Source organism: Micromonospora sp. ATA51, from assembly GCF_016802855.1.
Taxonomy (GTDB): Bacteria; Actinomycetota; Actinomycetes; order Mycobacteriales; family Micromonosporaceae; genus Micromonospora; species Micromonospora sicca.
The window spans coordinates 15,506-41,927 of sequence record NZ_JAEVHJ010000011.1; the positions used below are offsets into that span (position 1 = coordinate 15,506).

The 26,422-nt window shown below is 71.4% G+C and carries 23 protein-coding genes, 1 tRNA gene and 1 pseudogene; 10 read left to right on the forward strand and 15 right to left on the reverse strand.

From position 1 onward, the window contains the following. Positions 1–351: 351 nt before the first annotated feature. The 3 genes from JNW87_RS40420 to JNW87_RS03865 all read right to left on the reverse strand — a co-directional run bounded on the left by JNW87_RS40420 (position 352) and on the right by JNW87_RS03865 (position 4,837). Positions 352–2,532, reverse strand: a complete 2,181-nt coding sequence (locus JNW87_RS40420; RefSeq protein WP_238453030.1) for a M14 family zinc carboxypeptidase — start codon at positions 2,530–2,532, stop codon at positions 352–354. 404 nt (positions 2,533–2,936) lie between these two features. Further along, positions 2,937–3,581, reverse strand: a complete 645-nt coding sequence (locus JNW87_RS03860) for a response regulator transcription factor (protein WP_238453031.1) — start codon at positions 3,579–3,581, stop codon at positions 2,937–2,939. Next, on the reverse strand, positions 3,533–4,837 hold the full coding sequence (locus JNW87_RS03865) for a histidine kinase (RefSeq protein WP_238453032.1): 1,305 nt from the start codon (positions 4,835–4,837) through the stop codon (positions 3,533–3,535). Before JNW87_RS03865 ends, JNW87_RS03860 begins: the two co-directional genes overlap by 49 nt. A 109-nt stretch (positions 4,838–4,946) precedes the next feature. On the opposite strand from JNW87_RS03865, the gene JNW87_RS40425 reads away from it, so the two are divergent. Together JNW87_RS40425 and JNW87_RS40430 are read left to right on the forward strand one after the other, a co-directional pair. Next, entirely contained in the window at positions 4,947–6,107 is a 1,161-nt protein-coding gene (locus JNW87_RS40425; protein WP_309233896.1) for an MMPL family transporter, read from the forward strand. Beyond that, on the forward strand, positions 6,104–7,078 hold the full coding sequence (locus JNW87_RS40430; protein ID WP_309233897.1) for an MMPL family transporter: 975 nt from the start codon (positions 6,104–6,106) through the stop codon (positions 7,076–7,078). The genes JNW87_RS40425 and JNW87_RS40430 overlap by 4 nt, the downstream gene beginning before the upstream one ends. A 167-nt stretch (positions 7,079–7,245) precedes the next feature. Here the strand turns inward: JNW87_RS40430 and JNW87_RS03875 are convergent, their stop codons facing one another. After that, positions 7,246–8,013, reverse strand: a complete 768-nt coding sequence (locus tag JNW87_RS03875; protein ID WP_238453033.1) for a sterol desaturase family protein — start codon at positions 8,011–8,013, stop codon at positions 7,246–7,248. Positions 8,014–8,138: 125 nt separating this feature from the next. On the opposite strand from JNW87_RS03875, the gene JNW87_RS03880 reads away from it, so the two are divergent. After that, positions 8,139–8,492, forward strand: coding sequence for a nitroreductase/quinone reductase family protein (locus JNW87_RS03880; RefSeq protein ID WP_238453034.1), 354 nt, complete (start codon positions 8,139–8,141; stop codon positions 8,490–8,492). A gap of 9 nt (positions 8,493–8,501) precedes the next feature. On the opposite strand, the gene JNW87_RS03885 is transcribed toward JNW87_RS03880, so the two are convergent. From JNW87_RS03885 to JNW87_RS03915, 7 genes and pseudogenes are all read right to left on the reverse strand, one after another. Next, a complete protein-coding gene (locus JNW87_RS03885) occupies positions 8,502–8,657 on the reverse strand; it encodes a hypothetical protein (RefSeq protein ID WP_238453035.1) in 156 nt (51 codons plus the stop codon). Next, positions 8,654–8,941, reverse strand: coding sequence for a hypothetical protein (locus JNW87_RS03890; protein ID WP_238453036.1), 288 nt, complete (start codon positions 8,939–8,941; stop codon positions 8,654–8,656). Before JNW87_RS03890 ends, JNW87_RS03885 begins: the two co-directional genes overlap by 4 nt. Before the next feature lie 98 nt (positions 8,942–9,039). After that, on the reverse strand, positions 9,040–9,378 hold the full coding sequence (locus JNW87_RS03895) for a hypothetical protein (RefSeq protein WP_238453037.1): 339 nt from the start codon (positions 9,376–9,378) through the stop codon (positions 9,040–9,042). A 6-nt stretch (positions 9,379–9,384) separates the two neighbouring features. After that, a complete protein-coding gene (locus JNW87_RS40435) occupies positions 9,385–10,236 on the reverse strand; it encodes a PPOX class F420-dependent oxidoreductase (RefSeq protein ID WP_238453038.1) in 852 nt (283 codons plus the stop codon). A gap of 60 nt (positions 10,237–10,296) precedes the next feature. Further along, positions 10,297–10,587: a YciI family protein gene (locus tag JNW87_RS03905; RefSeq protein ID WP_238453039.1), complete on the reverse strand. Its 291-nt coding sequence runs from the start codon at positions 10,585–10,587 to the stop codon at positions 10,297–10,299. A gap of 69 nt (positions 10,588–10,656) precedes the next feature. Then, positions 10,657–11,310: a DUF998 domain-containing protein gene (locus JNW87_RS03910; RefSeq protein WP_238453040.1), complete on the reverse strand. Its 654-nt coding sequence runs from the start codon at positions 11,308–11,310 to the stop codon at positions 10,657–10,659. A 67-nt stretch (positions 11,311–11,377) separates the two neighbouring features. Beyond that, a pseudogene (locus JNW87_RS03915) lies at positions 11,378–12,642 on the reverse strand (RNA polymerase sigma factor). A 119-nt stretch (positions 12,643–12,761) separates the two neighbouring features. Between JNW87_RS03915 and JNW87_RS03920 the strand changes: the two are divergent. The 4 genes from JNW87_RS03920 to JNW87_RS03935 all read left to right on the forward strand — a co-directional run bounded on the left by JNW87_RS03920 (position 12,762) and on the right by JNW87_RS03935 (position 14,412). Then, entirely contained in the window at positions 12,762–13,190 is a 429-nt protein-coding gene (locus tag JNW87_RS03920; RefSeq protein ID WP_109803635.1) for a hypothetical protein, read from the forward strand. Continuing rightward, positions 13,184–13,408: a helix-turn-helix transcriptional regulator gene (locus tag JNW87_RS03925; RefSeq protein ID WP_238453041.1), complete on the forward strand. Its 225-nt coding sequence runs from the start codon at positions 13,184–13,186 to the stop codon at positions 13,406–13,408. Before JNW87_RS03920 ends, JNW87_RS03925 begins: the two co-directional genes overlap by 7 nt. 83 nt (positions 13,409–13,491) lie before the next feature. Further along, positions 13,492–14,370: an NAD(P)-dependent alcohol dehydrogenase gene (locus JNW87_RS03930; RefSeq protein WP_375373460.1), complete on the forward strand. Its 879-nt coding sequence runs from the start codon at positions 13,492–13,494 to the stop codon at positions 14,368–14,370. Continuing rightward, positions 14,327–14,412, forward strand: a tRNA-Arg gene (locus JNW87_RS03935). Before JNW87_RS03930 ends, JNW87_RS03935 begins: the two co-directional genes overlap by 44 nt. Positions 14,413–14,797: 385 nt before the next feature. On the opposite strand, the gene JNW87_RS03940 is transcribed toward JNW87_RS03935, so the two are convergent. Next, positions 14,798–15,757, reverse strand: coding sequence for a TrmB family transcriptional regulator (locus JNW87_RS03940; protein ID WP_238453042.1), 960 nt, complete (start codon positions 15,755–15,757; stop codon positions 14,798–14,800). A gap of 89 nt (positions 15,758–15,846) precedes the next feature. On the opposite strand from JNW87_RS03940, the gene JNW87_RS03945 reads away from it, so the two are divergent. After that, entirely contained in the window at positions 15,847–19,218 is a 3,372-nt protein-coding gene (locus JNW87_RS03945; RefSeq protein ID WP_305070440.1) for a S8 family serine peptidase, read from the forward strand. After that, positions 19,215–20,111 carry a hypothetical protein gene (locus tag JNW87_RS03950; RefSeq protein WP_238453043.1) on the forward strand — a complete coding sequence of 299 codons (897 nt, stop codon included), beginning with the start codon at positions 19,215–19,217 and terminating at the stop codon, positions 20,109–20,111. The genes JNW87_RS03945 and JNW87_RS03950 overlap by 4 nt, the downstream gene beginning before the upstream one ends. Before the next feature lie 106 nt (positions 20,112–20,217). Here JNW87_RS03950 and JNW87_RS03955 read toward each other — a convergent pair whose 3' ends face one another. Both JNW87_RS03955 and JNW87_RS03960 read right to left on the reverse strand, forming a co-directional pair. Continuing rightward, positions 20,218–20,457 (reverse strand): hypothetical protein, encoded by a 240-nt coding sequence (locus tag JNW87_RS03955; protein ID WP_238453044.1) that lies wholly within the window; start codon positions 20,455–20,457, stop codon positions 20,218–20,220. 907 nt (positions 20,458–21,364) lie between these two features. After that, complete coding sequence (locus tag JNW87_RS03960) at positions 21,365–23,251, reverse strand: adenylyl cyclase (RefSeq protein ID WP_375373459.1); 1,887 nt, start codon at positions 23,249–23,251, stop codon at positions 21,365–21,367. Between the two features lie 555 nt (positions 23,252–23,806). On the opposite strand from JNW87_RS03960, the gene JNW87_RS03965 reads away from it, so the two are divergent. Next, positions 23,807–24,679 (forward strand): alpha/beta fold hydrolase, encoded by an 873-nt coding sequence (locus JNW87_RS03965; protein WP_238453046.1) that lies wholly within the window; start codon positions 23,807–23,809, stop codon positions 24,677–24,679. Between the two features lie 92 nt (positions 24,680–24,771). Here the strand turns inward: JNW87_RS03965 and JNW87_RS03970 are convergent, their stop codons facing one another. Beyond that, positions 24,772–26,331 carry an MFS transporter gene (locus JNW87_RS03970; RefSeq protein ID WP_238453047.1) on the reverse strand — a complete coding sequence of 520 codons (1,560 nt, stop codon included), beginning with the start codon at positions 26,329–26,331 and terminating at the stop codon, positions 24,772–24,774. Between the last annotated feature and the right edge of the window lie 91 nt (positions 26,332–26,422).

Below are 26,422 nucleotides of genomic sequence, written 5' to 3' on the forward strand. Positions count from 1 at the left end.
CTGGCCCCGGTGACGAGGTCTGGTCCGATGTCAGCACACGTGATGCAGCACTCCCATCTCCCCACCGGCGGTGTCCAAAACACTACCTGCGGCACGCCAGCCAGCGGGACCCGCAGCGTTCCCCCGATCGGACGGCCCCGTCGGCCCGCTTAACCCTGTCAAGAACCTGCACCGGCAAATAGTGCTCGCAGCAACAATTGTCATCGGGAGCGTATGCACGCCACCCGGCATCCGACAGCGTCCGGCGCCGCGCTCCAGTACGCCCGAGCCACTCAGTACGGGCCGGCCTTCCACAGACTGGTGGCCGCCGACCCGTAGTCGACGGCCACCAGTGTTCAAGTGGTCAATTCGCTAATGGACGGCTACCGACTGCTTGTTGTAGTTCTTGCCCTCACCGTCCGGCTTGTAGCTGCTCTCCACGTTCCCGGCGATGTCGATCGAGAACCAATTCACGGTCGTATCGCTGTTCACCGTGATGCCCTGCACCCCCTCGCGCATCCCGGCCAGGGCCAGCTTGGGCGAGTTGTACGTCGGCCGGCTGCCGTCGAGAGTGTAGTAGACGTTCGCCGGCTCGCTGGTGCTGAAGGTGAAGGCGGTGGCACCCGCTTCCTGCTTGACGGTCCTCAGGCTGGTCCGCGGCTGGATCTTGTCCGTCGCGTACGCCCGGGCCACCTCGAGGATGGCGATGTTGCCGTTGGCGAACTCCATCGCCTCCTCGTGCCCCTCGGCGAACGGTGGCTGGAAGCCCACCGCGGTGAACCGCTTGGTGGTCGGGTTGTAGATATCCGCGCCGACCTCGAAGTCCCAGCCGATGATGCCCCGGTTGTACCAGTGCTCGTCGGCGCTGTTGCCGGCCGCCGAGTACAGCACGTCGGTCACCGGTCCGGTGCGGCCCGGCCAGATCGCCGTGCCACGGTATTCCTGCACCCGGGAGAGGATGTAGTCCGAGGAGGTCCAGAAGTACGCCTCGGTGCCCTGGTCCACCCGCGGCAGCACCTCCCGCCCCGCGGCCTTGTACGTCCCCGGCGGCCACATGAAGTACCCGCCGTAGGAGTGGGTGTTCATCGAGAGCTTGATGTTCGGGAAGTGGTCGACCAGCCAGACCTCGTTGCGCGCCTCCGGCTCGGACAGCTCACCCGGACCGGCGAAGGTCTCGCCGGTGCAGTTGGTCGCCGACGCGCCGACGTAGCCGTCGAAGACGGAACCGACGGAGAAGTTCCGGTTGATATCCACGCCCCAGGCGTTGCGGGCAGCGGGGTCCCCCAATGACGCCGAGCAGTAGTTGGTCATGTTCTTCCGCTGCATGTTGTAGTCGTACATGCTGTAGTGCGCGCCGTCCGGGTTGACGACCGGCAGGATGAAGATGTCCAGGTCGTCGACGATCGTGCGGGTGTTCGGGTCCTGCGCGTAGTTGCGCAGCAGCCGCTCGGCGGACTCCACGCAGACCAGCGGGGTCACCCACTCCCGGGCGTGCTCCTGGCAGTAGAGGAAGACCCCGACCTTCGAGCCGTCGCGGTGCTTGCCGATCCGTAGCACCTTCATCTGGAACGGCTCGCGGGCCACGCTCGCCGGTGCCCTCAGGTTGTCGGTCAGGTTGGTCACCGGAGCGGCGGCCACCACGCCCGTGCCGGCGTTACCCCGGTACGTGCTGGCCGTGAGCAGCTTGGCCGCGTCGGTGTTGCCGTTGACCGCGGCGACGACCTGCGCGGCCGTGCTGGTGATCGCGCCGGAGCCGTTGGTGGCCAGGCTCACCGTGACGGCCTTGCCGGACACGCTCACCGTCAGCGGCGCGTTCGCCGCGCCCGGGTCGACCAGCGACATGGTGACGTCGTTGCCGCCCTCGAAGCCGTACGCCGTCGAGGTGACGTAGACGATGCTCGCCGCGGCGGTGCCGAACTGCGCCTGCGCGTTGCGCCGGTAGCCGTTCGTCTTGTACGGCAGGTCGATCAGCTCGGTCAGCTTCGGGAACTCCGCGGCCAGCCCAGTGAACCGCGCGGTGACCTCGGTCGGGTCCAGGTAGTGGTCGACGAAGTCCGACACGTACGGGTGATCACCGGTGACCTTGCGCGGGCTGCCCAGCCACTTGGAGACGTCGACCGTGACCGAGCCACCCTTGTTGCTGGTGATGGTGGCCTTGGCCGGTGCGGCGTTGATGGCGACCGGGTTGCTGAACCGGTGATACATGTACTGGCCGGCGTCGGTGAACCGGGACATGGTGGCGGTGCCGCCGGAGCCGATCTCCGTGCCCGGCCCGCTGTCCCAGCTCGCCGTCAGCACCGTCGTCGAGTCGGTGCCGGCGCTCGACTTCACCTCGACGTTGAGGAAGAGCTGGTCGTTGAGGCTGGAGAACCATTCGGCCCGCAGCACGGTCAAGGTGTCGGTGCTGGCCGTCGCAGCCGTCGCGGCTCGGATCGAGGCGGACCGCTCGGCCATGTTCTCCGCGTAGTCGCTCTGGTCGGAAATGGCGTCCTGCACGTCGAAGCCCTTGTCGCGCAGCGCCTGGCTCTCCTCCGGGCTGAGGATCGCGTGCACCTCGATGCCGTTGTCGACGGCTTGACGTACTCGGCGAGGTCGACGCCGAGTTCGTTGAGGCGGTCGATGCCCGCCTTGTCGGCGACGACGATGCGCATCAGGCCGACGCCGTTCTGTTCGCCGGTCGACGACCGGTCGGGGACCACCGCGCTGTCCGACGCCGGAGTCGCCAGGCCGGGTGCGCCGACGGCGAGCGCCAGCGGTAGCACGAGCAGGGCCAACAAGCGGCGCGGTCCGTTGGATCTTCTTGTACTCCTCATGAGAGTCCTTCCGGCGAGGCGATCCCGAGAGCCGCGCAGTCAAGGTGTCCGGTAGACGACCTCGATTGCCGCAGCTGCGCAAAGTGTGATCGCCGCCTCACCATCAGTCAAGATCGATGGGGGCTACGGAAGCAGACGCGAGTCTCAGCTGTTCAGGTACGCGAGCACCGCCAGCACCCGCCGGTTGTCGTCATCCGACGGCGGCATCCCCAGCTTGCTGAAGATGTTGTTGATGTGCTTGCTCACGGCCTTCTCGGTGACGAACAGCCTCCCCGCGATCGCCGCATTCGACCGCCCCTCGGCCATCAGCCCCAACACCTCCCGCTCCCGGGCGGTCAGCTCCCCCAACCGCTGCGCCCCGGAATTGCGGGCCAGCAACGCGGCGACCACCTCCGGGTCCATCACCATGCCGCCGTCGGCCACTCGGCGCACCGCGTCGATGAACTGGCCGACGTTCGACACCCGGTCCTTGAGCAGGTAGCCGACTCCCCCACCCCGGTCGGCGAGCAGTTCCCGGGCGTACAGCTGGTCGACGTGCTGGGACAGCACGAGGATCGGCAGGCCGGGCAGCTGCGTGCGGGCCGCGAGCGCCGCCTGCAGGCCCTCGTCGGTGAAGGTCGGCGGGAGGCGTACGTCGAGGACTGCGACGTCGGGGCGGTGCCGGGTGAGCGCCGGCAGCACGGACGGCCCGTCGGCGACCGCCTCGACCACCTGGTAGCCGTACGCGTCGAGGATGCGCGTCAGCCCGTCCCGGAGGAGGGCGAGGTCCTCCGCGATGACAACTCGCACGGCAGCTCCATGGTCACGACGGTGGGTCCGCCGGGCGGACTCGTCACGGTCATCGTGCCATCGAAGGCTGCCAGCCGGCGTCCCACGCCCGCCAGGCCCGTTCCCGCGTCCGGCGACGCGCCACCGCGGCCGTCGTCGCCGACCAGCATCCTCAACACACCGTCGCGGTGCACTACCTGTATCCAGGCGCGGCCCGCGCCGCTGTGCTTGGTGACGTTGGTCAGCACCTCGGCGACCGCGAAGTACGCCGCGGATTCGACCGCCGCCGGCGGGCTGCCCGGTAGCCGCACGTCGACGTCCACGGGCAGCGGCACGGCCAGGGCGAGGGCCTGCACCGCCCCGTCCAGGCCACGCTCGGCGAGCACCGGCGGGTAGATGCCGCGTACGAGATGCCGCAGTTCGGCGAGGGCATGGCCGCTGGCCTCCTGCGCCTCGGTCAGCAGCCGCTGCGCCGCCGCCGGGTCGTCGGCCAGCAACTGCTCGGCCAGGCCGATGCTCATCCGCAGCGCGACCAGCCGGGCCTGCGCCCCGTCGTGCAGGTCGCGTTCGATCCGGCGCAGCTCGGCGGCCTGCGTGTCGATGGTGTCGGCGCGGGTGGCGGCGAGGTGCCGGACCCGCAGCGCCAGCTCCTGCGCCCGGGTGGGCGTCAGGAAGAAGCCGGCGAAGCGGAAGTGCAGCCAGACCAGCCACGGCGCGACGGCCAGCCCACCGGCCAGGAACAACCACCCCTGCGGTACGGAGAGCAACGCCTTCACGATGTTGTCCATCGGCCAGAACACGCCGTAGCCGTACCAGTCGACGGTGAGGTGCAGCGCCAGCGGCACCAGCAGGACGCCCTCCAGCCCGTACGCCAGCAGCGCGAACGCCAGCAGGCAGGCCCCGCCGGTGATCGCGCCCGGGATCAGCCAGGCGAAGTCCCGCCAGGTCGTCGGGTCCCCGACCACACACCGGAACCGCTTCCAGGTGCCGAGCTGGGCGTCGGCCGGCACCAGTTGGTACGGCGACGCGATCGGCAGCCCGCACCACCGGCTCAGCCTCCGTTGCAGCGTCAGCGACAGCCGCACCAGCACAGTCACCGCCGGGAAGAGCGCGAACCCGATGCCGAACACCGGAATCAGCGCGAGCGAGACCACCGACAGCGCGAACAGCAACGTGTTGGTGGTCAGGCTCAGCAGGGCCACGGCCAGGCCCTGCACGGCGGCGAGCGCGCCCGGCCGGAGCTGCTGCCAGACGACGGCACGTACGGAGCTGTCCACGGCGCCATTCTCCGCCCGCGACGCCACCGGATTCGATGGTGCTACCACCACCTCCGTACGGGACCTGGCACTCCTGCCTTCGACCCTCGCCGCCCAAAGGATCGAGGACATGACCACAAGACTGCAAGAAAAGCACCGGCTGGCCGGCCTGGCACCCGGCCGCCGCAGCAAGTACGTCATGCTCGTCTTCTGGCTCGTCCTCATCGCGGCGGCCGGGCCGCTGGCGATCAAGCTGACCGAGGTGCAGGACAACGACACCCTCGGCGCGCTGCCCGCCACCGCCGAGGCCAGCCGGGCGGTGCAGCGGGCGGAGGACGCGTTCCCGGACTCGCAGAAGCCCCTGGCCGTCGCGGTGTACGTCCGCGAGAGCGGGCTCACCGACGCCGATCGCGCGAAGGTCGACGGCGACCGCACGGCATTTTCCCGGTACGCCGACGGCGGCCAGGTGCCCCCGCCGGTGGCCAGCGAGGACGGGCGGGCGCTGCTGCTCTCCTTCCCGGTCGCCGGGGACGCCGACCAGCGCGCCGACGCGGTGGCTGATGTCAAGCAGCGGCTGACCACTGACGCACCGGCCGGCCTGCGGACGGCGCTCACCGGTCCGGCCGGCGCCGAGGACGACGTCTTCGACGCGTTCGGCGGCATGGACACCACGCTGCTGCTGGCGACCGCGGCGACCGTCGCGTTGCTGCTCCTCGTCACGTACCGCAGCCCGGTCCTGTGGTTGATCCCGCTCATCACCGTCGCGGTGGCCAACCAGCTCGCCAGCGCGGTGGTGTACCTGCTGGCCCGGCACGCCGGGCTGGCCGTGGACTTCCAGAGCCAGAGCATCCTGACCGTGCTGGTCTTCGGTGTCGGCGTGGACTACGCCCTGCTGCTCATCGCCCGCTACCGCGAGGAACTGCGCCGGCACGCCGACCGGCACGCGGCGATGGCCGTCGCGCTGCGGCGGTCGATCGGCGCTATCGGCGCCTCGGCGGCGACCGTCGCGATCGGTCTGCTGTGCCTGCTCGCCGCGCACCTGCCGTCCACCCGGGGGCTCGGCCCGGTCGGCGCGGTCGGGATCGCCGCGGCGCTGCTCGCCATGACCACGCTGCTGCCAGCCGTGCTGGTCATCTGCGGACGGTGGCTGTTCTGGCCGTTCGTGCCGCGCTACTCACCGGACGCGGTCGGGCTCGACGTGGCGGCCGAGCACGGAGTGTGGCGCCGAATCGCCGGATTCGTCGCCGGCGGCCCCGCGCGGTGTGGCTGGGCACGGCGGCGGCGCTGGTGACTCTCAGCTTCGGCATTGGCAACCTCAGCATCGGCATGCCGCACGACGAGTCGTTCACCAAGGAGGTCGGCTCGGTCACCGGCCAGCGGATGATCGAGGCGCACTACCCGAGGGGAGCCGTCGCACCCGCCGAGATCCTGGCCGCCGCCGGCCCGGCCGACCAGGTGGTGGCCGCCGCCCGTACCGTGCCGGGGGTTGCCGAGGTGGGCGAGCCGGAGCGCTCACCAAACGGGCGTTGGGTGCGCATCGCGGCGGTCCTGGCCCACACGCCGGACAGCGACGCGGCGCTGGACACCGTCGACCGGCTCCGCGCCGCGGTGCACGCCGTGCCGGGCGCGCAGGCGCTGGTCGGCGGGGACACCGCGTACCTGCTCGACGAGGAGCGGACGGTCGGCCGGGACAACCGGGTCGTCGTGCCGCTGGTGCTGGCGGTCGTCTTCGTCATCCTGGTGCTGCTGTTACGCGCGCTGGTCGCACCGCTGCTGTTGCTGGCCAGCGTGGTCCTGTCCTACGTCGCCGCGATGGGCGCGGCCGGGCTGATCCTCGACGCGATGGGCTACCCGAAGCTCTTCGTCGGGATCCCGCTGCAGACGTTCCTGTTCCTCGTCGCCCTCGGCGTGGACTACACCATCTTCCTCGCCACCCGGGCCCGGGAGGAGACGGCGCGGCTCGGGCACCGGCAGGGCGTGCTGCACGCACTGACCGTGACCGGCGGGGTGATCACCAGCGCGGGCGTGGTGCTGGCCGCCACGTTCGGCGCGCTCAGCGTGCTGCCGCTGGTGCCGTCCGTCCAGACGGCCGTCATCATCGGCGTCGGGGTGCTGCTCGACACGTTCCTCGTCCGCAGCCTGCTCGTCCCGGCGCTGGCGCTGCACGTCGGCCCCCGGACCTGGTGGCCGAGCACGCTCGCGCGGCCGGCATCCCGGCCGGTCGCGGCCCCGCCGGTCGAGCGGATACCGGCGGCGTCGTAGGAGCCCGGCGGGCGACGCCCGCCCGGGGAGTGCTCACGGGGCGCCGGCCGTACCCAGAGGTACGGCGCGCCGCACCCCGGTACGCGAAATCGGGCGGAGCCGGCCTGAACTGACATCCGGTGGTCGCGTGACCCCCGGGCCCAGGTGCCGATCGGATGATCGCCCGGTCAGGCCGCCACGGCGTACGGCTCCGGGTGGGCCGCGACGCGACGCTGGTCGTAGTCGGGGGCGAGGGTGCCGAACAGGCGGTCCCAGATCGACGTGTAGAAGCCGAGGTTGACCGCCGGCTCGACGTGGTGTCCCGCGTGCAGCGTCGGGGTGGCGACCCAGCGGAACACCCGGCTGCGTCGGGCCGCCGGCGGGAGCACCTCCACGCCCAGGTGCCCGAAGATGCCGAAGACGAGGTTCACCGCGGTGTAGGCGAGGATCGCCCAGACCGAGAACGCGTGCGTCGCGAGCGCGGCCAACCAGAGCCCGCCGAATCCGAGGATCTCCAGCGGGTGGAGCGCGTACAGCGTGGCGGGGCGGGCGTCGACGAACCGGTGGTGCAGCGCGTGGGCGAGCGGGAAGAGCCGGGGCCGGTGCGCGACCGCGTGGCCGGTGTACATCAGCAGGTCCATCAGCAGGAGCAGCAGGACGAAGTCGGCCAGGATCCGGATGCCCGGGTCCGCGTTCAGGTGGATGATCCCGGCCCGCCACAGGCCCCAGCCGGCGACCGTGACCACCGCGTTCATCAGGATCGCCCCGGCGGCGAGCCACACCTGCAGCCGGCTGATCCGGCCGGGGTCGGGCAGCAGCCGTACGACCGTCGGCAACCGGAGCATGGCGTTGCCGACGCCGACCGCGGTCAGGAAGAGGATCACGTTCTCGAGCAGGGCGAGCCCGACCACCTGGCCGACATCGAGCCGCCACGCCCAATCGAGCACCGCATCCACGTCTTTCAGTATCCACCGCTCCGGGGAGCTCGGGACGCACCTGATTCGCGGATCGCGCAACAGGCCAGCGCGAACGTCCATAGCCTGGCAGGTGAGAGCACTTCGAGAAGTTGACGGAGGACACCGTGACCAAGGCCGTCAGGGAAGCGCTTGAGGGCGTCAGCGAGATCCAGCTGACCGTGACCGGCCGGAAGACCGGACGGCAGATCACCCACCCCGTGTGGTTCGTCCAGGAGGAGGAGAGCGCCTTCCTGGTCCCGATCACCGGCTCGGACAGCGACTGGTACAAGAACGTACGTCAGACACCGATGGTGCAGCTGGCCGCCAACGGGACGGCGGTGAGCACGACCGCGACACCGATCACCGACGCGGACCGGGTCAACCACGTGGTGCAGATGTTCCGCGAGAAGTACGGCTCGGATCAGGTGGACCAGCACTACCCGAAGCACGACGTCGCCGTCCAGGTCTCCCTCACGTAGCCCGTCGGGTCAGCCGGTGACCGTCAGCGCGACCGGCATGCCCTGCCGCACCTCCAGTACGGCCCGCTCCCCCAGCGGTTGCGCCAGGTCGACGGTGGTGGTGCGGCGCGCTCCGACATCCCCGCACGCCGCGTCGCCGGCTTGGCGGTGCCCGATGACGATCACGACGAGGGCGTTGACCGACTCGACGGCCTCCGCGCTGTAGTCGGCGCCGCACGGCTGCCCGGGCCCGGGGAGCCGGTGAAGGCGACGGTCAGCCGCCGGCTCGTCGTCGCCCCGGTCGCCGACTCGATCGCCAGCCCGCTGTGCGGGTACTCGGGACCCCACGCCGGCGGCGTCACCACGATGGAGGGGGCGACCGCGATCCGGGTCAGCCGCACCGCCGTGCCCTTGAGGGTGTGTTCCCAGGCCGGGGCCGTGGCGGGGCCGCGGGTGGTGGGGATCCGCACAGTGGTCAGGCGCGCGGCGGTGACCTCCAGGGGTACGCATCCGGAGCAGGCGCCGACGCCCGCAGCTCTCAGTTGCGCGAGCGTTTCCTCGGCGGAGATCAGGGGGACCGGCCGTGCTCCCAGACCACCTTCCCGGTCGGTTGCCCGGCGGTGGGGAGCGCCGTGGCGGCGACGACCCGGCCGGCCGGCAACGCCTGCTTGTTGTTGTCCCCGTTCGCCGGTTCCCAGTCGCCGACCTGCCCGGTCAGCTCCCCCACCGGCACGAAGCCTTGCGTTCCGCCGGCGTCGAGGACCGCCTTGTCATACCGGGCCAGGGCGTCGCGCGCCTGCTGGTGCAGCCTGTCCAGGTCATCCCTGCCCGGGCCGCTGCCGGTCGCGGCGCAGCCACCGAGCAGGGCCACCGCGGTGACCCACACCAGCCAGCGCCGTCCGCCCATCCCCGCTCACCTCCGCACCCCTTCGACGTCCGCCTGCCCCGTCAGGGTCCCGGAAAGTCCGGTCGGTGTCACCGGAGTCAGCTCGAAATGCACGGTGCGGCCTGTCCTGGCGCGGCCGAGCCGGTGCATCAACGGCACCAGCACCGCGTGCAGCATCGGGTGCTTGCGCCTGAGCGCCCGGCTGGCGGCGGCGTACTCCGTCCCGCCCAGCCGGCGGGCGGTCGCCTCGATGGCCGGCCCGGTCACTCGTCCATGAGCCGTGGAGGGGGCAAGTGTGACCTGCGGATTGTTCCGGATCCGCTTGGTCTTCCACGCCTTCTCGAAGCTGCGCACGTATGCCCGCTCCCCCACCACAGCGACGCTCAACGGCGTGGGGACAGGTGTTCCATCACGCTTGTAGGTGGTCAGAACCGCGGTCTTCTGCCGCACAAAGGGCCCCCACGGACGGGCGGAAGCCGAGTCGACGTACCCGACGACCCACCCCAGCTCGCGCAGCCGATACATCAGCGCGACCATGGCCAGCACGGCCAACAGCAGGACCAGCCAGGTCTGCATCGCGCTACCGCCGACATCACCGTCGATCGCGTGCGACACCGTGTGCGCCACCCCGCCGACCACGTACCCGGCCAGGGCCACCGCGAGCGCGTCGGACCAGATGAGGGCCAGCAGCAGGGTCGCCCCGATGCCGAGCTGGAACGCCCCCACGTCGTGCACGAAGTGCTCGCTGGGCGGAAAGTCGACCGCCGCGCTGAACGAGGAAGGTCCCACCAGCGCCCATACCCCGATGACCATCGCCGCCAGGCCGAGCAGCGCGACCAGGATCCGCACAATTCTTCTCATGCCCGCTTGACGGGACACCGCCGGACGATGTGACACGGGGAGCCGGCCCCGAAGAGCCGGCTCCCCGCAGCAGAAACGTCAGCCCTCGTAGACCCGCCGCACGTCCACCTCGACGTCGATCCCGTTCTGCACGAAGACATCGGTGAACCGCTTGCCCCACTCGACCGCCTCGTCCCGGGACCGCACGTCGACCAGGGCGAACCCGGCGATGAGTTCCTTGGTCTCGGTGAACGGCCCGTCGGTGACGGTGGTCTTGCCCTTGGACACGGTGATCCGCGCCGCCTCCTCCTTGCTCGCGCAAAGGCCTTCGGCGGCGAGCAGCACCCCGGCCTGGACGACCTCCTCCATGAAGGCGCCCATCGTCTTCATGAACTCGGGGCTCGGGTCGAAGTTGCCCGGGGATGTCCTCGTCCAGCTTGTGCATGATCATGTAACGCATCAGTGCTTCCTTTCCACAAGAGTCACGGTGGTCAGCCACCCGAAGATGAAGACCGAGCCCAGCGCCATCCGGACGCTGATGCTGTCCTGGTCGGGCCAGGCCATGACGACGACGGTCGCCAGAGCGCAGGCCAGGGAGAACATCGCCCAGCCGCGCCGGCCGGTGCGCAGGTACCGGCGGGCGAAGACCAGGCAGGCGATGGTGAGGGACCCGAAGGCCAGCATGGCGCCGACGCCGTGGCCGATGGCGTGCCAGCTCAGCGAGTCGGGCGAGCCCTCGGGCGCGCCAGCCGGCCAGCCCATGCTCGGGTCGGAGGGCATCGCCCCGGCGACGATCAGGCCGATGCCGAAGACCGCCACCAGCGCCGGCCCCCACGTCCCGGCTGGCGTCCCGCCCAGGGCCCGCCGCAGACCGAGAGCACCGGCGAGCGCCAGCAACCCGGTGAGTACGAAGTTGGCGGTCTGGATCCAGCCGTGCTCGCCGAGGGCGAGCAGGCTGAGCGGCTGCCGGCTCAGGTCGAACCCGTCCCGGGTGAGCACCTGCGCCGCCGCCACCACCCCGAACAGCGGCCCGGTGGCGATTCCGGCCGCGAGCAGGGTCCGCGTCGACAGGGCGCCGGTGACCCCGCTTCGCGGCATCGTCGTACTGGTCATCTCGATCTCCTCGTCATCGGCTCTCACTGACGCGTCGATCGGGTCGGCCGGGATCCGACATCACCTCTCAAGATTTTTTCTGCCGGCCGCTGGCGGCGGCGCGGTCGAGCAGCAACGCCCGCTCCCGCGCGTTGCCAGTGAGGGAGGCCGCGCGCTCGAACTCCGCACAGGCCTCGTCGTGGCGGCCGAGCCTGGCGAGCAGGTCGCCGAGCACGCTGGGCAGCAGGTGGTAGTTGGCGAGCGCCGGCTCGTCGGCGAGGGCGCGGGCCAGTTGCAGGCCGGCGGCGGGCCGTCGGCGAAGGAGACGGCGACGGCCCGGTTGAGTTCCACCACGGGCGAGGGCACGCGCCGGGCAAGCTCCGCGTAGAGCGCGGCGATCCGCGCCCAGTCGGTCTCGGCGGGGGTACGCGCCCGCGCGTGGCAGGCGGCGATCTCGGCCTGGACGGCGTACGGGCCGGGGGTGCCGCCGAGTGCCCGGGCCCGGTCGAGGGCGGCGAGCCCGCGGCGGATGAGGAGCTGGTCCCACCGGCTGCGGTCCTGGTCGTTGAGCAGGACGGGTTCCCCGTCGGGGCCGGTGCGGGCGGCGGTGCGGGAGGCCTGGATCTCCAGCAGCGCGGCCAGGCCGTGCACCTCGGGCTCGTCGGGCATCAGCCCCTGCAGGATGCGGGCGAGGCGCAGACCCTCGTCGGTGAGCGCGGGGCGCATCCAGTCGTCGCCGGCGGTGGCCGAGTAGCCCTCGTTGAAGATCAGGTAGATGACCTCCAGCACGGAGTCGATCCGTTCGGCGCGTTCGGTGGGGTCGGGGACCTCGAACGGCACCCGGGCGGCGGCGAGGGTCTGTTTGGCGCGGGTGATCCGCTGGCCGACGGTGGCCTCGGTGGTGAGGAAGGCGCGGGCGATCTCGGCGGTGGTGAGGCCGCCGACCAGCCGGAGGGTGAGCGCGGCCCGGGCGATCGGCGAGAGGACCGGGTGGCAGGCGACGAAGATCAGCCGGAGCAGGTCGTCCTCGATGCGTTCCTCGACGGCGGCGTCGAAGTCGGGGGTGAACTCCTCGCCGAGGTCGCGGCCGAGTTCGGCGACCTTGCGGTCCTCGGTCTGCCGGCGGCGCAGCGCGTCGATGGCCCGGCGCTTGCCGACGGTCATCAGCCAGGCGCCCGGGTTGGCCGGTACGCCGTCGCGCGGCCACGTCTCGAGCGCGGCGACGAGGGCGTCCTGGGCCAGCTCCTCGGCCTGACCGACGTCGCGGACCAGCGCGGCCAGGCCGGCGATCACCCGACCGGACTCCATCCGCCAGACTGCCTCGACGGTACGGCGTGCCTCGGACTCCCCCATGGTCACTCATCAGAGCAGCCCGGCCCGACGTTCTCAAAGGAAGTAAAGAATCCTTGACATCGTGTCGGCCGTGCTTGACACTCATGGTGTCAAAGATTCTTTACCTGGGGGAGAGCTCGGTGGCCTTCGAAGAGAAACGCGCCTGGATCATGGCGCTGGTGGCGGTCGCCGGCTATGCCGCGTACGCGATGGTGGTCCTCGGCCGCGCGGACGGCGACCCGCTCGCGGACGTCTCCTACGCGGGCCCGCTGCTGGCGACGGTGGCCGCGGCGATCGTCACGTCGATCGCGCTGAACATCCTGGTGTCGATCGTCTCGCCCGAGGGGGCGAACGAGAAGGACCAGCGGGACCGGGAGATCCACCGGCTCGGCGAATACATCGGCCAGTCCTTCGTGATCGTCGGCGGGGTCGCCGCCCTCGCGATGGCCCTGGCGAACTGGGACCAGTTCTGGATCGCCAACGTCATCTACCTGTGCTTCGTGCTGTCGGCGGTGGTCGGCTCGGTCGCGAAGATCGTCGCCTACCGGCGGGGCTTCCAGTCGTGGTGAGGCCGACCCGGATCACCAACAGCATCCGGGCGCTGCGCTTCGCCCACGACGAAATGACCCAGGCGGAACTTGCCCGCCGGATCGGCGTGACCCGGCAGACCGTCATCGCCATCGAGCAGGGCCGCTACTCGCCCTCGCTGGAGATGGCCTTCCAGATCGCCGCCGTCTTCGGCGTACCCCTCACCGACGTGTTCCAGTACCCGCAGGAGGAATCGTGAAGGCCATCGTCCAGCACCGGTACGGCCCGGCCGACCTGCTCCGCCTCGCCGACGTCGACCGGCCGACCGCCGGCCCCGGCCAGGTGCTCGTGAAGGTCCGCGCCGCCGGCGTCGACCCCGGCGTCTGGCACCTGATGACCGGCCTGCCCTACGCGGTACGCCTCGGCTTCGGGCTGCGCCGCCCCCGCAACCCCGTCCCCGGCCTGGACCTGGCCGGCCTCGTCACCGCCGTCGGCCCGGGCGTCACCGGGTTCACGCCCGGCGACGCGGTCTACGGCACCGGCGCCGGCAGCTTCGCCGAGTACGCCCTCGCCCCCGCCGACCGGCTCGCCCCGAAACCCGCCAACCTCACCTACGCCGAGGCCGCGGCCGTCCCCGTCTCCGGGCAGACCGCGCTCACCGCCGTCCGCGACGCCGCCCGGGTACGCCCCGGCCAGCGGGTCCTGGTCATCGGCGCCGGCGGCGGCGTCGGCTCGTACGCCGTCCAGCTCGCCCGCGCGGCCGGCGCGCACGTCACCGGCCTCTGCGGGCCCGGCAAGCTCGACCTGGTCCGCTCCCTCGGCGCGGTCGAGGTGGTCGACTACACCCGCACCGACCTCCCCGACCAGCAGTACGACGTGGTCGTCGACACCGCCGGCAACCGGCCGCTGTCCCGGCTGCGCCGCGTCCTCCCGCCGAAGGGGACGCTCGTCCTGGTCGGCGGGGAGGCGAGCGACGGGAAGTGGCTGCAGGGCTTCGACCGGCAGCTGCGGGCGCTGGCGCTGTCACCGGTCGTCGGTCAGCGGCTGGTGCCGCTGGTGGCGAAGGAGAGCACGGCGAACCTGGTGGCGTTGACGGAGTTCATCGAGGCCGGGCAGGTCCGGCCGGTGGTCGACCGGACCTTCTCCCTGGCCGAGGCGGCCGACGCCATCCGGCACGTCGAGGGCGGGCACGCGACCGGCAAAGTGATTGTCGCCATCTGACACCGGTTCAGAAGGTTAGGGGTTCGAGTCCCTTCGGGCGAACAAGGTCAAGAGGCGTCTGACCTACCAAAAGAGGGTCAGGCGCCTCTTGTCGTTCCGTGCCGATCGACGGATTGGCGCTCGAATGGTGCTCGTACGACGAGGCTGTCCTACGTCCCGGCCTGTCCGTCTCCGTCGGTGTAGCCACGGCCGGGGTCGATTGAAGGACTCGATCGTGCGATGTGGGTAGACGAGGGGGAGCCGTCGCCGCCGAGGACCTCCTCGACAGCACGTTGGCCTTCACGCCTTGGGCGTAGAAAATACCCGTGGGCAGCCGCAACATGGTGTGCACGTCGAAGTCGCGCGGCGGATGGATCCGGTCGGCGGTCCGTACCCGGTTGCGCGGTCACCTCGACAGGCTACCGCCTCGGCAGCACGTGCCCGATGATCAGATCCAGCCGCGCCGGGCGGCCTCCATCCCGGCCTGGAACCGGATCTGGGCGCCGAGCAGGTCGAGCAGCCGGCGTACCCGACGGCGCATGGTGCGTACCGACAGGCCGAGCTGGCGGCCGATCGCGTCGTCCTTGACGCCCGCCGCCAGCAGCGCGAGGAGCTGGCGGTCCTCATCGGAGACTCCCTCCTCGCCGGCGGCCGCGTCCAGCGGTGTGGCCCGCTGCCAACAGGACTCGAAGACGATGGCCAACGCCTCCAGCAGCGCCGACGGGTACACCAGCGCCGTTCGCGCGGTCGCCGTGTCGAGATCCAGCGCGACCATCGCGACGCGGTCGTCGACCAGATGCATCTTGAACGGCACATCGGCCAGCACCTGGGCGTGCTCGCCGAGGTCCACCAGCCTACGGACGTCGGCGAGCGCACCGGGCGGCTCGAGCGCGTCGGGGTGGTAGACGGCGCGCCACCGTACGCCTCGGGCGAGAACAGCCGGCTCGACCGGGTTGCCGGCCGCGTGCACGTACGGCGGACGGTCGAACGCGCACACCTCGCGTACGGCGCTCTGCTGCATCCGTACGAATGCACGGCTGATCTCGTGCCCGGTCACCACCTCGACCGGCCCAGCCGTCGGCCGCTCCGTACGAGTGTGGAACAGCGCCGTGAGTTCGGCGACCGCGTCGCGGGCCCGGCGCAGCGCCTGTTCGGCGGGGTGGATCAGGGCGTCCAGCGCGGTCCGCGGATCGGCTGCGGTGTACAGGGCCGGCGGGCCCGCGAGCCGGGCGACCAGGCCCCGCCTGGAGAGCCGGGCAAGCGCGGCGGCTACCTGGTCGATGTGCTGCCCGCTCGCGGTGGCCAGGTCGTCCACGGTCGCCTGTGGCCGGGTCAGCAGCGCCCGCAACACCCGCTCGTCTCCGGCGTCAACACCGGCGCCCGCCAACGCGTTCATCTCGGAGGCCACGGCTGATTGTGGCCGGGATGTGCCATCGGCACCAACGTGACGTTGCCAACCATTGCCCACAGCGGGCGTGACTAGTTGCCTTCATACCCATGATTGTGTCCTTTACCGCCAGCAGGCGAGCCGTCGCGGGAGCGACCGTCCCGCTCCTGGCTCTGACGCTGCTCACTGCGGGTGCGGCGACCGCCGCGCCGGCCAACGGGCCACCCCAAACCGTGATCGTCGAGTTCGAGGCAGCCCCGACGATCGCCGCCGCGCCCGGGCGTGGCACCGTCGACGCGCAGTCGGCCGACCGGGTACGCCAGGCCCGCGAGGCGGTCAACAACGCCGAGCGCGGCGTGACCGAAGCGGCCAAGCGCGCCCGGATCGCGCTCACCCACCGGCGGTCGTACCACGTCCTGCTGCCCGGCATGGCGGTGCAGGTACCGGCCAACCAGGTCGACGCCCTGCGCCGGCTGCGCGGCGTCAAGGCGGTGCACGGTGTCGAGACGTTTCAGACCCGGGCCGTCGACGCCGTACCCGCGAACCTCCGCACCAACAGTGGCGACGCGGCGGCTGGCAGCCCACTGGACAGCATCCCGCTGATCGGCGCCCCGCAGGTGTGGCAGCGCAAAGACCCGGCCGGCCACCCTGTGCGCGGCGCCGGCGTCACCGTGGCGGTCATCGACACCGGCATCGACTACCAGCACCCCTCGCTGGGCGGCGGCTACGGCCCTGGCCACAAGGTGGTCGGCGGGTACGACTTCGTCAACGACGACGCCGACCCGGTCGACGACCACTACCACGGCACCCATGTCGCGGGCATCATCGCGGGTACCGGTGCGGGCGGCGCGATGGCGGTCACCGGCGTCGCCCCGGACGCCACGCTGACCGCGTACAAGGTGCTGAACGCGGGCGGGTCCGGCGACACCGAGGACATCGTGGCCGGCATCGAGGCCGCGGTCGACCCGACGAACCCGTACCGGGCCGACGTGATCAACATGAGCCTCGGCGGCGTCGGGGACGGCACCGATGCGGTCGGACTTGCCGCGACCCGCGCCGCCCAGGCCGGCGTCGTAGTGGTCGCCGCCGCCGGCAACTTCGGACCGGGCGAGCGGACAATCGGCACGCCCGCCGCCGCCGACGGCGTGCTCGCGGTCGGCGCCTCGACCAGCGGGCTGCGACTGCCGGTCGCGGACCTCGTCAGCCCGCTCAGGGAGCGCATCGAGACCATGCGTGATCCGAGTTCGGCGAACCCGCCGGCCAAGCCGGTGACCGGGGACGTGGTCGATCTCGGCTCGGGCACCCCGGACGACTACGCCAAGGCCGGCGATATCCGCGGCAAGGTCGTACTCATCGCCGGCGTGCCGTACGGCGGCCCCGACCTGGACAGCGACCCGTTCATCGAGGCGGAACGGCGCGGCGCGCTCGCCGCGATGGGGTACTTCACCGGGTCGGGCGTATCGGCCGCACCGGGCGAGCTTGCCACCCGAGCGTCAAAGGCCCTCGGCGCCCGGGACGACCTGCGTTTCAACCGGCTGGTCATCCTCGACATCGGCGACACCGGCCAGTACCAGCAGCTGCACACCCTGCTGGGCGCCGGGCGGGTCCGGGTGGCCATCTCGGGCGAGGATGCCACCGACCAGATCGCCAGCTTCTCCTCCCGCGGCCCCGACCCGCGCTGGCGGCTCAAGCCCGAGATCGTCGCGCCCGGGGTCGAGATCCGCTCGTCGGTGCCGACCGCACGTTGGGCGCCCGGCATTTTCCGGCTCAGCGGCACCAGTATGGCCGCCCCGCATGTCGCCGGCGCGGCCGCGCTCCTGCGCCAACTCTGGCCGGACGTGCCCGCGCCGCGGGTCACCGCCGCGCTGATCGGCTCCGCCAAGCCGTTGCCGAACGGCCCGGCCGTGGCCGGTGCCGGCCGGCTGGACATCCCGGCGGCGGTCCGTGCCGGCGTGACCGCCGATCCGGCCACGCTGTCCTTCGGCCTGGCCGACCTTTCCAGCGACCGGGTCGAGATCGCTCGGACCGTGACCCTGCGCAATGACGGCGGCAGTCCGGCGCGTCTCGGGCTGGGTGTGACGCCCGCGAAGGGCAGCCCGGGCGAGGTGCGGGTCGAGCCGAGCCAGGTGACCGTGCCCGCCGGTGGCCAGGCCACCGTGAGCGTACGGGTCACCACCACCGGCCCGGACCAGGGCAGTGGCGATGTCTCCGGCTGGCTGACGGTTGACGCGCCCACCGGCACGTCGGACCTGCGGGTGCCCTACCTGCTCGCGGTGCGCACCCCCTATGTGTTCGTCTCACCCGACCCGAGTGACGGCCACACCGAGGCCTTCGTCTACACGGTGGAGGCGGCCGCCGCGGCGCCGACGGTGGCGATCCGCTCGCCCCGCGGCCAGCAGACCGTGGTGACCCTGCGGGCCGACTTCGGCCTGTGGTGGCGGGCTCCGATCACCGGAAGCGAGCCCGGGGTCTACACACTGACCGCCACGGTGCCCACCGTCGCCGGGCCAACGCTGGTCGGGCGCACCAGTTTTGAGGTCGCCGAACCGCAGGGCGACAGCCGCTGGGACCTGGTGGGACCGCACTCGACCGGCGGGAAACTAAGCACCACGCCCGCCGACCCGAACCGGCTCGTCGTTGCGCCGTCGTACACCGCCGGGATCTGGCTCACCACCGACCGCGCCCGCAGCTGGCGGTACGAACAGCTCACCCTGGTGGCCGGCGTCGCGGGCCAGCCGATCGTGCTGATCGACCCGAAGCGCGCGGACCGGATGTGGGCCGCGGTCAACAACGTGGACGGGACCTATCAGGGCAAGGTGCTGCGCACCGACGACGCCGGCCGGACCTGGCAGACCCTGTCCTTCCCGGACACCCCGATCGACGGCTTTGCGCAGGATCCGTCCGGCGCGGTGCTGGCGGCGGTCAGCACGGACGCGATCCGGACCAGCCGGGACGGCGGCGAGACCTGGGCGGCGACCACCGCGCCATGGACCGGTGGCGTCAAGGACATCGTGTTCGCCGGGCCGGACCTGTACGTGGCGGCCGACGACGGCATCTGGCGGTGGGCCGGCCTGTCCGGCACGCCGCGGCTCGTCCGCGCCGCGGATGGCTACGACACCGCACCCAGCAGCCTGGCCGTGGCCGGCGACACGGTGGCGGTGGGCCAAGGCGACAACACCGTCTGGGGCACCACCGACGGCGGTACGACCTGGCAGCGGCTCACCGGACTCAACAGCCTTCTCTTCGCGCTCAGCGGCACCGGTGACACCCTGCTCGCCGACGCGTACCAGGAGACGCAGCTGAGCCGCGACCGGGGCCGGACCTGGACCAGGGTCGACAAGCCGGTGAACGCGGTCACGTACGACGTGGCGCAGTGGCCCGGCGACGACCGGACGCTGATGTTCGGGATGGAGGGCGTCGGCGTGTACGCCACCGGCGACACGAAGACCTTCACCCGGCTCGGCGTACCCGGCAGTCGGTGAACGCGCTCGCGGTGGCCGGCGGGCAGCTGCTGGCCGGCACCGACGCCGACCTGTACCGCACCCCGATGCCGGCCGACCCGGGCCGGCTGGACTGGGGCGTCTCCGGCGGCGAGGGCCAGATCGGCCTGTCGGTGCGCGGCCTGGCGGTCTCCCCGGCCGATCCGCGGACGGTCTGGAAGCTGGATATGAACGGCTGGTTCGGCATCCGGCTGCTGCGCAGTGGCGACGCCGGCGCCACCTGGTCGACCGTGGTCTTGAACGATCTCACCCCGCTGGGCCTGGCGGTGCACCCGGCCGACCCCCGACAGATCTTCATCGCCTATAAGGACCTCGTTGGCGCCGGACTGTTCGTCAGCCGGGACGGCGGCACGTCGTGGAAGAAGATCGACCACAATACGCAGTACTCGGCGGTGGCCGGTGACCCCAAGGACGCCAAGCGGCTGTGGCTGGGCGACCAGAACGGCCTGTGGCGTTCCGACGACGGCGGCGCCACCCGCGTCAAGGTGCTCGACGGCCCCGTCACCGCACTGCACCTGGACGGCCGGCGGATCGTCGCCGGCGGTCCGCAGATCCGGGTCAGCACCGACGGCGGGCGGACGTTCACGCTCGCGTACCAGATGGGTGCCGGCCGGCAGGGGCTGCCCATTTGGGTCAGCCAGATCGTCGAGTCCGGCGGCACCCTGTACGCCGGCACCAGCGCGTACTCCGCGGCCGGCCTCATCCAGGGCGGCCGGGGCGTGTTGCGCAGCACGGACGGCGGTCGTACCTGGGTGAACATCAGTGTCGGGTTGCCCGATCCGTCGGTGCGGTCACTGGTGGCGAGCCCTGACGGCCAGTGGCTGTACGTCGGCACGAGATCGGGTGGCGTCTACCGGCTGCCGATCCGTCGCTGAACCAAACGGTCGCATCGCTGGGGCGTCGCGCTGCGGCGCCCCAGCGGGACCCGCCGGGCCCTCCGGCGCACCCGGTTCAGCCGGCCGCCTCCCGCAGGAACCGCCACTACCGCGCGGTAGGCCGGTAGCCGAACCAGGTGTTGATGGCGAGCAATGGCGCGTTCTCCGTGTCATTGCCGGTGAACGCCGCGGTGTAGCCGGCCGCCCGGGCCAGGTGCAGGGAATCGTTCTTGGCAAGTTTGGCCAGGCCGCGACTGCGGAAGGCACGGCGCGTTCCGGTCATCCCGGACCAGTAGCGGTCGCGGCCGTCGGTCGGGGCGATCCGGCAGTCGCATTGAGACGCCAACTCCATGATGCTGGCGCCGATCCGCGACCACGAGGATGGCCCGACCGACCGGGTAACGGCGAGGCTGGCTCACCAACGGTCATGGCAACTGAGCTGTCGGTGCACCAGGTCAGCGACAGATCCGGACACCTGGCCAGCCGGCCCGGACCGCGTGCACCGTGACCGCCATCCGATACGTCCCGAGCATTGCCAGCCGCGGTGCGATCCTGTTCCGGGTCGCGCCGCGCCGTCACGACGCTGCCACCTTCGTTGAATCTCATTGCCGGCTGCTGACGACTCCGCGGAGGGGCCAAGCCGCAGGCCAGGGTCAAGGCTGCAACCTTGCGCGAGACTGCGCCACCTCGGCGCCATAACCCACGGCCCACAGCGCGTGCCACCGAGGGACCCCGTCCCGAGAACGCTTTTCGGACGACAGGCCCCGTGACGCGCTCTCGAGTCGGCCAGCAGGACGCCGGCGGTCTCTGCAACGCCGATGTCGGCTGCGGCACGGATAAGAGGATCCTGAATGGATGCCACAACTGAGCCGGCGCCCCCGCTCTATCTGGCGGGCGGCTACCTCGAGGTCCTCAAGCTCCGCGGCGGTGTACAGCGCTTCCGCCTCTGACACGGGGTAGCGTCTGTGCGCGCGCCGCGTCCTCATGGCAGGCACCGCCGCCGCCTAGACGACCTCGCTCTGTCTGTGCAAAGGCGCGGCGGCTGAACCCCGACCGACCGAGCAGATACGTTGAATATGCGACCTAGAAACCGGCGGAGACCTGCGAGTGTCCAGGACCGCCCACGACAAGCGCGAGCGCTACCAAACGAGACCGGCCAGGGACCCGTGGTGGCAGACTGCCGGGTCGGGGCGGAGCTCGGAAGCTCCGGCCCACCGGGAACCGCGATGATGCTGTTGCCTTGTGCAGCTGGCCTACGGCGCCGGGTACTGCACGACGTACACCGGCACACCGATCTTGGTCGTGTCGGCCGGATCGCCCACGCCGTTGACGACGTGGTCGATGGTTCCGGCGCTGAGGTTGACCGTCATGACGTGGTGCAGCTTGACGCCCGGGGTCTCGGGAACCTCGAAGCCGTTCTCGGTGTGGATCGCCGGGTTGTTCTGGTTGAAGACGTAGACGCCACCGCCGTAGAGGGTGTGCGTCTTCACGTGATCGCCGACCTTGTAGCCGGCGTATCCCTCGACACCGCCGTTCATCCAGTCGGCCTGGGTGGGCGGGTCGTACGGCAGTTCGTTCTGGTATAGGATCGTGGTGCCGTGGTCACCGTTCCAGACGGTGTTGTACTGCTGGAAGTGCTCGACGAACAGGCCCGTCGCGGTCACGTGGTCGCCGTTGATCACGGCACCGTAGCGGCCGGTGTTGGTGTTCCAGCGTTCGGTGTCGGAGAACCCCTCGACGCCGTGGTCGGCACGCCACACCCAGGTGTGGTCGATGAGCACGTTGTCGCTGTTGACCTCGAGCGCGATGTCGGTCTTGCCGACGTGCGGTCCACCGACCCGGAAGTACACGTCGGACAGCGTCGTCGGGTTGTCCGCTGAGCTCTTACGCTCGCCGTGCTTCTGGCCAACCCGCAGCAGCACCGGCGATTCCTCGAGGCCCGCGTCGACCGTGACACCGGCGATGACGACGCCCGGGACGCCAGCGACGTCGAGTGGGGTGGAGCCGTTCACGGCGGTGAGCGTGGCGTGCCCGAGCCCGAGCACCACGGTGTCTGGGCGCTTGACCCTGATGCTCCGCGCGATGTCGTACACACCGGGGGTGAGCAGCAGGTGCTTACCGCGCGCGAGTTGGCTGTTGATGAGCTGCACCGAGTCCGACGGCCTCGCGACGAAGAAGTCGGTGATCGGTAGCGTGCGGCCTGCCGTCATGCCGTTGGCCCACGAGGTGCCGCGGCTGTTCTGCTGCGCGGCGGGCACCCGGACGTTGTACCTGCCCTGCGCGTCCACGAACAGGTACGGCTTTTCCCGACTCAGGGGAGTGGCGTCCAGCGCCGTGTAGGGCGGGTTCGGGAAGGCGGCGTCGTTCGGAGCACCGACAACACCCGAGAAGACCTGGTTCCACACCCCGTTGGACCAACCGGTGACCTCGCTGTTGCGGGTCAGCCACTGCTGCTGTGACCCGTTGATGACGAACGGCAGCTTGGAGTCGGCGATGAAGCCGCCGCTGGCGTACTGCGGGCCGGCGGTGCAGTAGTCCATCAGGGACAGGTTGGCGCCGCTGACGTTGAGGCGACGCATGGACACGGCCTGGGAGACGGCCCAGAAGTCGGCCGAGGCGCGGCACCCGTCCTGGCCGGTCGCGTTGACGTTGATCGACAGATTGGACAGGGTTCGCCAGAAGTTGACGAGCGCGAGGCAGTTGCTCGTGCCGCCGTCCGCCAGGCAGCGGTTGTAGACCTCGACCTTGCCGTTGATGACGACGTCGTTGGGTGCGGCGCCCAGGCCCGAGATCTCGGTGTAGTAGCCGACCTTGATCTGCAGCGGGTGCTCGGCGGTGCCATACGATCCCGGCTTGAACAGGAACGCGTGGCGCTGGCTCCCCATCTCGTTGTCGACCTGGGTGGCGTGCGCCGCGTCGAGCGCCGCCTGGATCTCGGTGACCGGCATGCTGGGATCGACGATGGTGACATTCGACCCGAAGTCCGGGGTGGCGGGGGGTGGCGGGGAGGCGGCAGCAGCCGCTCCTGTCGTCATCACGGCGGTCGTCAGTACCAGACCGAGCGCGAACGCCCGCCCGAGTTGCCGGAGGCCGCCGTGCCGCCTCGCGGGCTCGTCATCACCAGGATGCTGGGTCGTCATGCGGTTCGTCCTTTCCACGGGGCGGCCGGCGCTACGGGCACAGCGCCGTCGGGCTGAATGCCGGGCAACGAAGATGGCCCAAGGGGTGCCGGCGGTGGGACGGGCAAAAGAGCCTTCTCCCGCGCCGGCGTGGCTCACGATTGCCATGGACCTGCCTCATCAGGGGGACGGGTGGCCGGACACCGGCGGCAAGGCCTTGGAGAGCGCTCTCACCGCTGCTTCGACTTGTATCAGGCCGTGAAAGATGTAGATGAGGATGTTTCTACCCTGTGAACTGATCCTGCGCTATGTCGCGCGGCCCTGTTTTTTTGGGCGCCGGCTGATCGTCCGGTCGGGCCGGTCGTCGACCGTGCTCGGCCTGCCGGCCCGCAGCCGTAGCCGGACCAGGAAGACCCACGTCAGGAGTCGGAAGACGGCCATTGGCGCCAGCCCCGCGGGCCCGCTGCCGCCCTCGCGGGCTGCAGCGGGTCCTGATGGTCCAGCAGCGGTAAGGCGGTCCCCTCGTTGAACCGGCCGAGGTGGGTCTGCAGGTCGACGGGGAAGGGGACGGATCTGGTGTTCGAGGGTTTCGAGGAGGTGGAGGTCGCCACCACGGACACGACCATCCACGGGCGCCAGGGCGGCGACGGCCCGCCGGTCCTGCTGCTGCACGGCATGCCCGAGACCCACCTCATGTGGCACCAGGTCGCGCCGCGACTCGCGGAACGGTTCACCGTGGTGGCCACCGACCTGCGCGGCTTCGGTGACAGCGGGAAGCCGCCGAGCACCCCGGACCATGCGCCGTACAGCATGCGCCAGGTGGCCCGCGAGCAGGTGGAGGTCATGCGGCTGCTGGGCTACGACACGTTCGCCGTCGTCGGGCACGACCGCGGCGCGCGCTGCGCGTACCGGATGGCGCTGGACCACCCCGACACGGTGACCCGCCTCGCGGTGCTCGACATCGTGCCCACCGGCGACGCTTTCGGCCGGGCCGACATGGCCTTCAGTCTCGGGTTCTGGCTCTGGTCGTTCCTCGCCGCTCCAGAGCCGGTGCCCGAACGCCTCGTCGCCCAGGCGCCGGAGGTGATCGTCGACTACATGCTCGACTCGTTGTCCGAGGCACCGGACGCCTTCCCCGCCGCCGTCCGGGCGGAGTACGTGGCGAAGCTCAGCGCCCCGGACGCCGTCCACGCGATCTGCGAGCAGTACCGGGCGGCCGCCACGCTGGACTACCAGCACGACGAGGACGACCGCGGCAACCGGCGGATCCGCTGTCCCGTCCTGGCGCTGTGGAGTCACGCCGGCCCGGTGGCGAGCTGGTACGAGCCGCTGGAGATGTGGCGGGCCTGGGCCGACCAGGTCGACGGAGGCCCCGTCAAGGCCGGCCACTTCCTGCCGGAGGAGGCCCCCGACGAGACGACCCGGCACCTCCTCGCGTTCCTCGGCTGACCACGCCCTGCACTGGGCCGTCGCGCCGAAGCTGGTCGCCCCCTGCTGCCCAGCGGCACCCGCCCGGACATCGACGGGCTCGACGGACGCCGCTAGTGATGGTGCGGCCGGTTGCGGACGAGAGCGAGGGCGAGCACGGCGGTGGCGAGGAAGACGATGGCATTCACGCGTAGCCCCGCCTGCACCCCCGCGGTCAGCGCCTCGGCGAGGGACGCCCGGACCGGATCGGGCAGCGGCTGGGTGCCGCTGGTGCCGGCGGCCACCGCCGACTGCACCGCGCTGCGGGCCGGCTCCGCGACCTGGTGCGCGGCGAGCCGCTCCGGCAGCTCGGCGAGCAGCCGGGTGGTGAGCAGGGTGCCCAGCAGGGACGCGCCGAGTACCGATCCCACCTGGCGGGCCGCGTTGACCGCCCCGGAGGCCATGCCGGCCCGGGCAGGCGCGACGCTGGCGAGCGCGGCGGCGGTCGCGGGGGCAACCACCAGACCGCTGGCGGCGCCGAAGAGCGCGAGCAGCGGCCAGCGCTGGCCGAAGGTGGTGGCCGGGCCCTGCGCGGCCAGGCCGAGGCTGGCCAGGCCGCCGAGGAGGAGACCGGCGGTGAGCGGCGCCTTGAAGCCGGTGCGGCGGATGGTCCGCCCGGCGCCGAACGCGGCGAGCGCGTAGACGCCGAACAGCACCAGCATCCGCCAGCCCGTGTCCAGCGGGTTGAGGCCCTGGGCGCGTTCGTGGAACAGGACGAGCAGGATCGCCACGCCGGTGAAGCCGAACAGCGACACGGCGGCGACGACCATGACGGCGCTGAACGAGGCCGACCGGAACAGCCGTACGTCGAGCATCGGTGCGGCGGTGCGCAGCTCGACCAGGACGAACCCGACCAGCGCGGCGGCGGAGCCGAGCCACGCGGTGACCACGGGCGGGCTGGTCCAGCCGTCGCGTCCGGACCGGATCAGGGCGTAGACGAACGCGGCGATGGTGACAGTGCCCAGCAGCAGGCCCGGCAGGTCGAGCCGACCGATGCCCTGCCGGGACTCGGCCACCCCGACCGCGGCGACGACGAGGGTGACCACCCCCAGCACGATCGTGGACAGGTAGACGGTGTGCCAGTGGTGCTGCCGCAGCAGCGCCCCGGCGATGAGCGGGCCCACCGCCAGGCCGATGCCGGAGGCGGCCGACCAGGCGGTGATGACCTCGGTGCGCCGGTGCGGGTCGGTGAAGGTCGCACTGAGGATGGCCAGGCTGTTCGGCAGGATCACCGCCCCGCCGATGCCCGCCAGGAGCTGCCCGGCGATCACCCAGGCCGGGGTGCCGGCCTGCGCCAGCAGGGCCCCGCCGGCGATCATCGCGGCGACGCCGGCGCCGAACATCCGCTTGCGCCCGAAGCGGTTGCCGAGCGTGGCGGCGGAGAGGACCAGGCTCGCCACGGCCAGGGTGTAGGCGCTCGGGATCCAGATCAGGGTGGTCGGCTCGACGTGCAGGTCCCGCTGGATGGTGGTCAGGGCGGAGACGGTCGCGGTGATCTGCAGGAAGGTGATCGCCGCGCCCAGGCACATCGCGACGAGGGTCGCCACCTGGGAGCCGCGGGCGGGTGACGGCGGCGCCGACGCCGGCTGGGTGGTGGCCGGCCCGGTCGGGGCCGGGGTTCGCTGGTCGGTCACGTGTACTCCTGGAGGGGTCGGATCCGCGGTGATGCCGGCGGGGAAGGCGGTGCTTCCCGCGCCGGTGGCGCGCGGCGGGAGGTGAGGGGCG

Coding starts and splice junctions, on each gene's coding strand:
- JNW87_RS40425 (WP_309233896.1), top strand. CDS start 4,947: ATGACCACAAGACTGCAAGAAAAGCACCGGCTGGCCGGCCTGGCACCC.
- JNW87_RS03895 (WP_238453037.1), bottom strand. CDS start 9,378: ATGGGCGGACGGCGCTGGCTGGTGTGGGTCACCGCGGTGGCCCTGCTC.
- JNW87_RS03905 (WP_238453039.1), bottom strand. CDS start 10,587: ATGAAGACGATGGGCGCCTTCATGGAGGAGGTCGTCCAGGCCGGGGTG.
- JNW87_RS03910 (WP_238453040.1), bottom strand. CDS start 11,310: ATGACCAGTACGACGATGCCGCGAAGCGGGGTCACCGGCGCCCTGTCG.
- JNW87_RS03945 (WP_305070440.1), top strand. CDS start 15,847: ATGATTGTGTCCTTTACCGCCAGCAGGCGAGCCGTCGCGGGAGCGACC.
- JNW87_RS03960 (WP_375373459.1), bottom strand. CDS start 23,251: ATGACGACCCAGCATCCTGGTGATGACGAGCCCGCGAGGCGGCACGGC.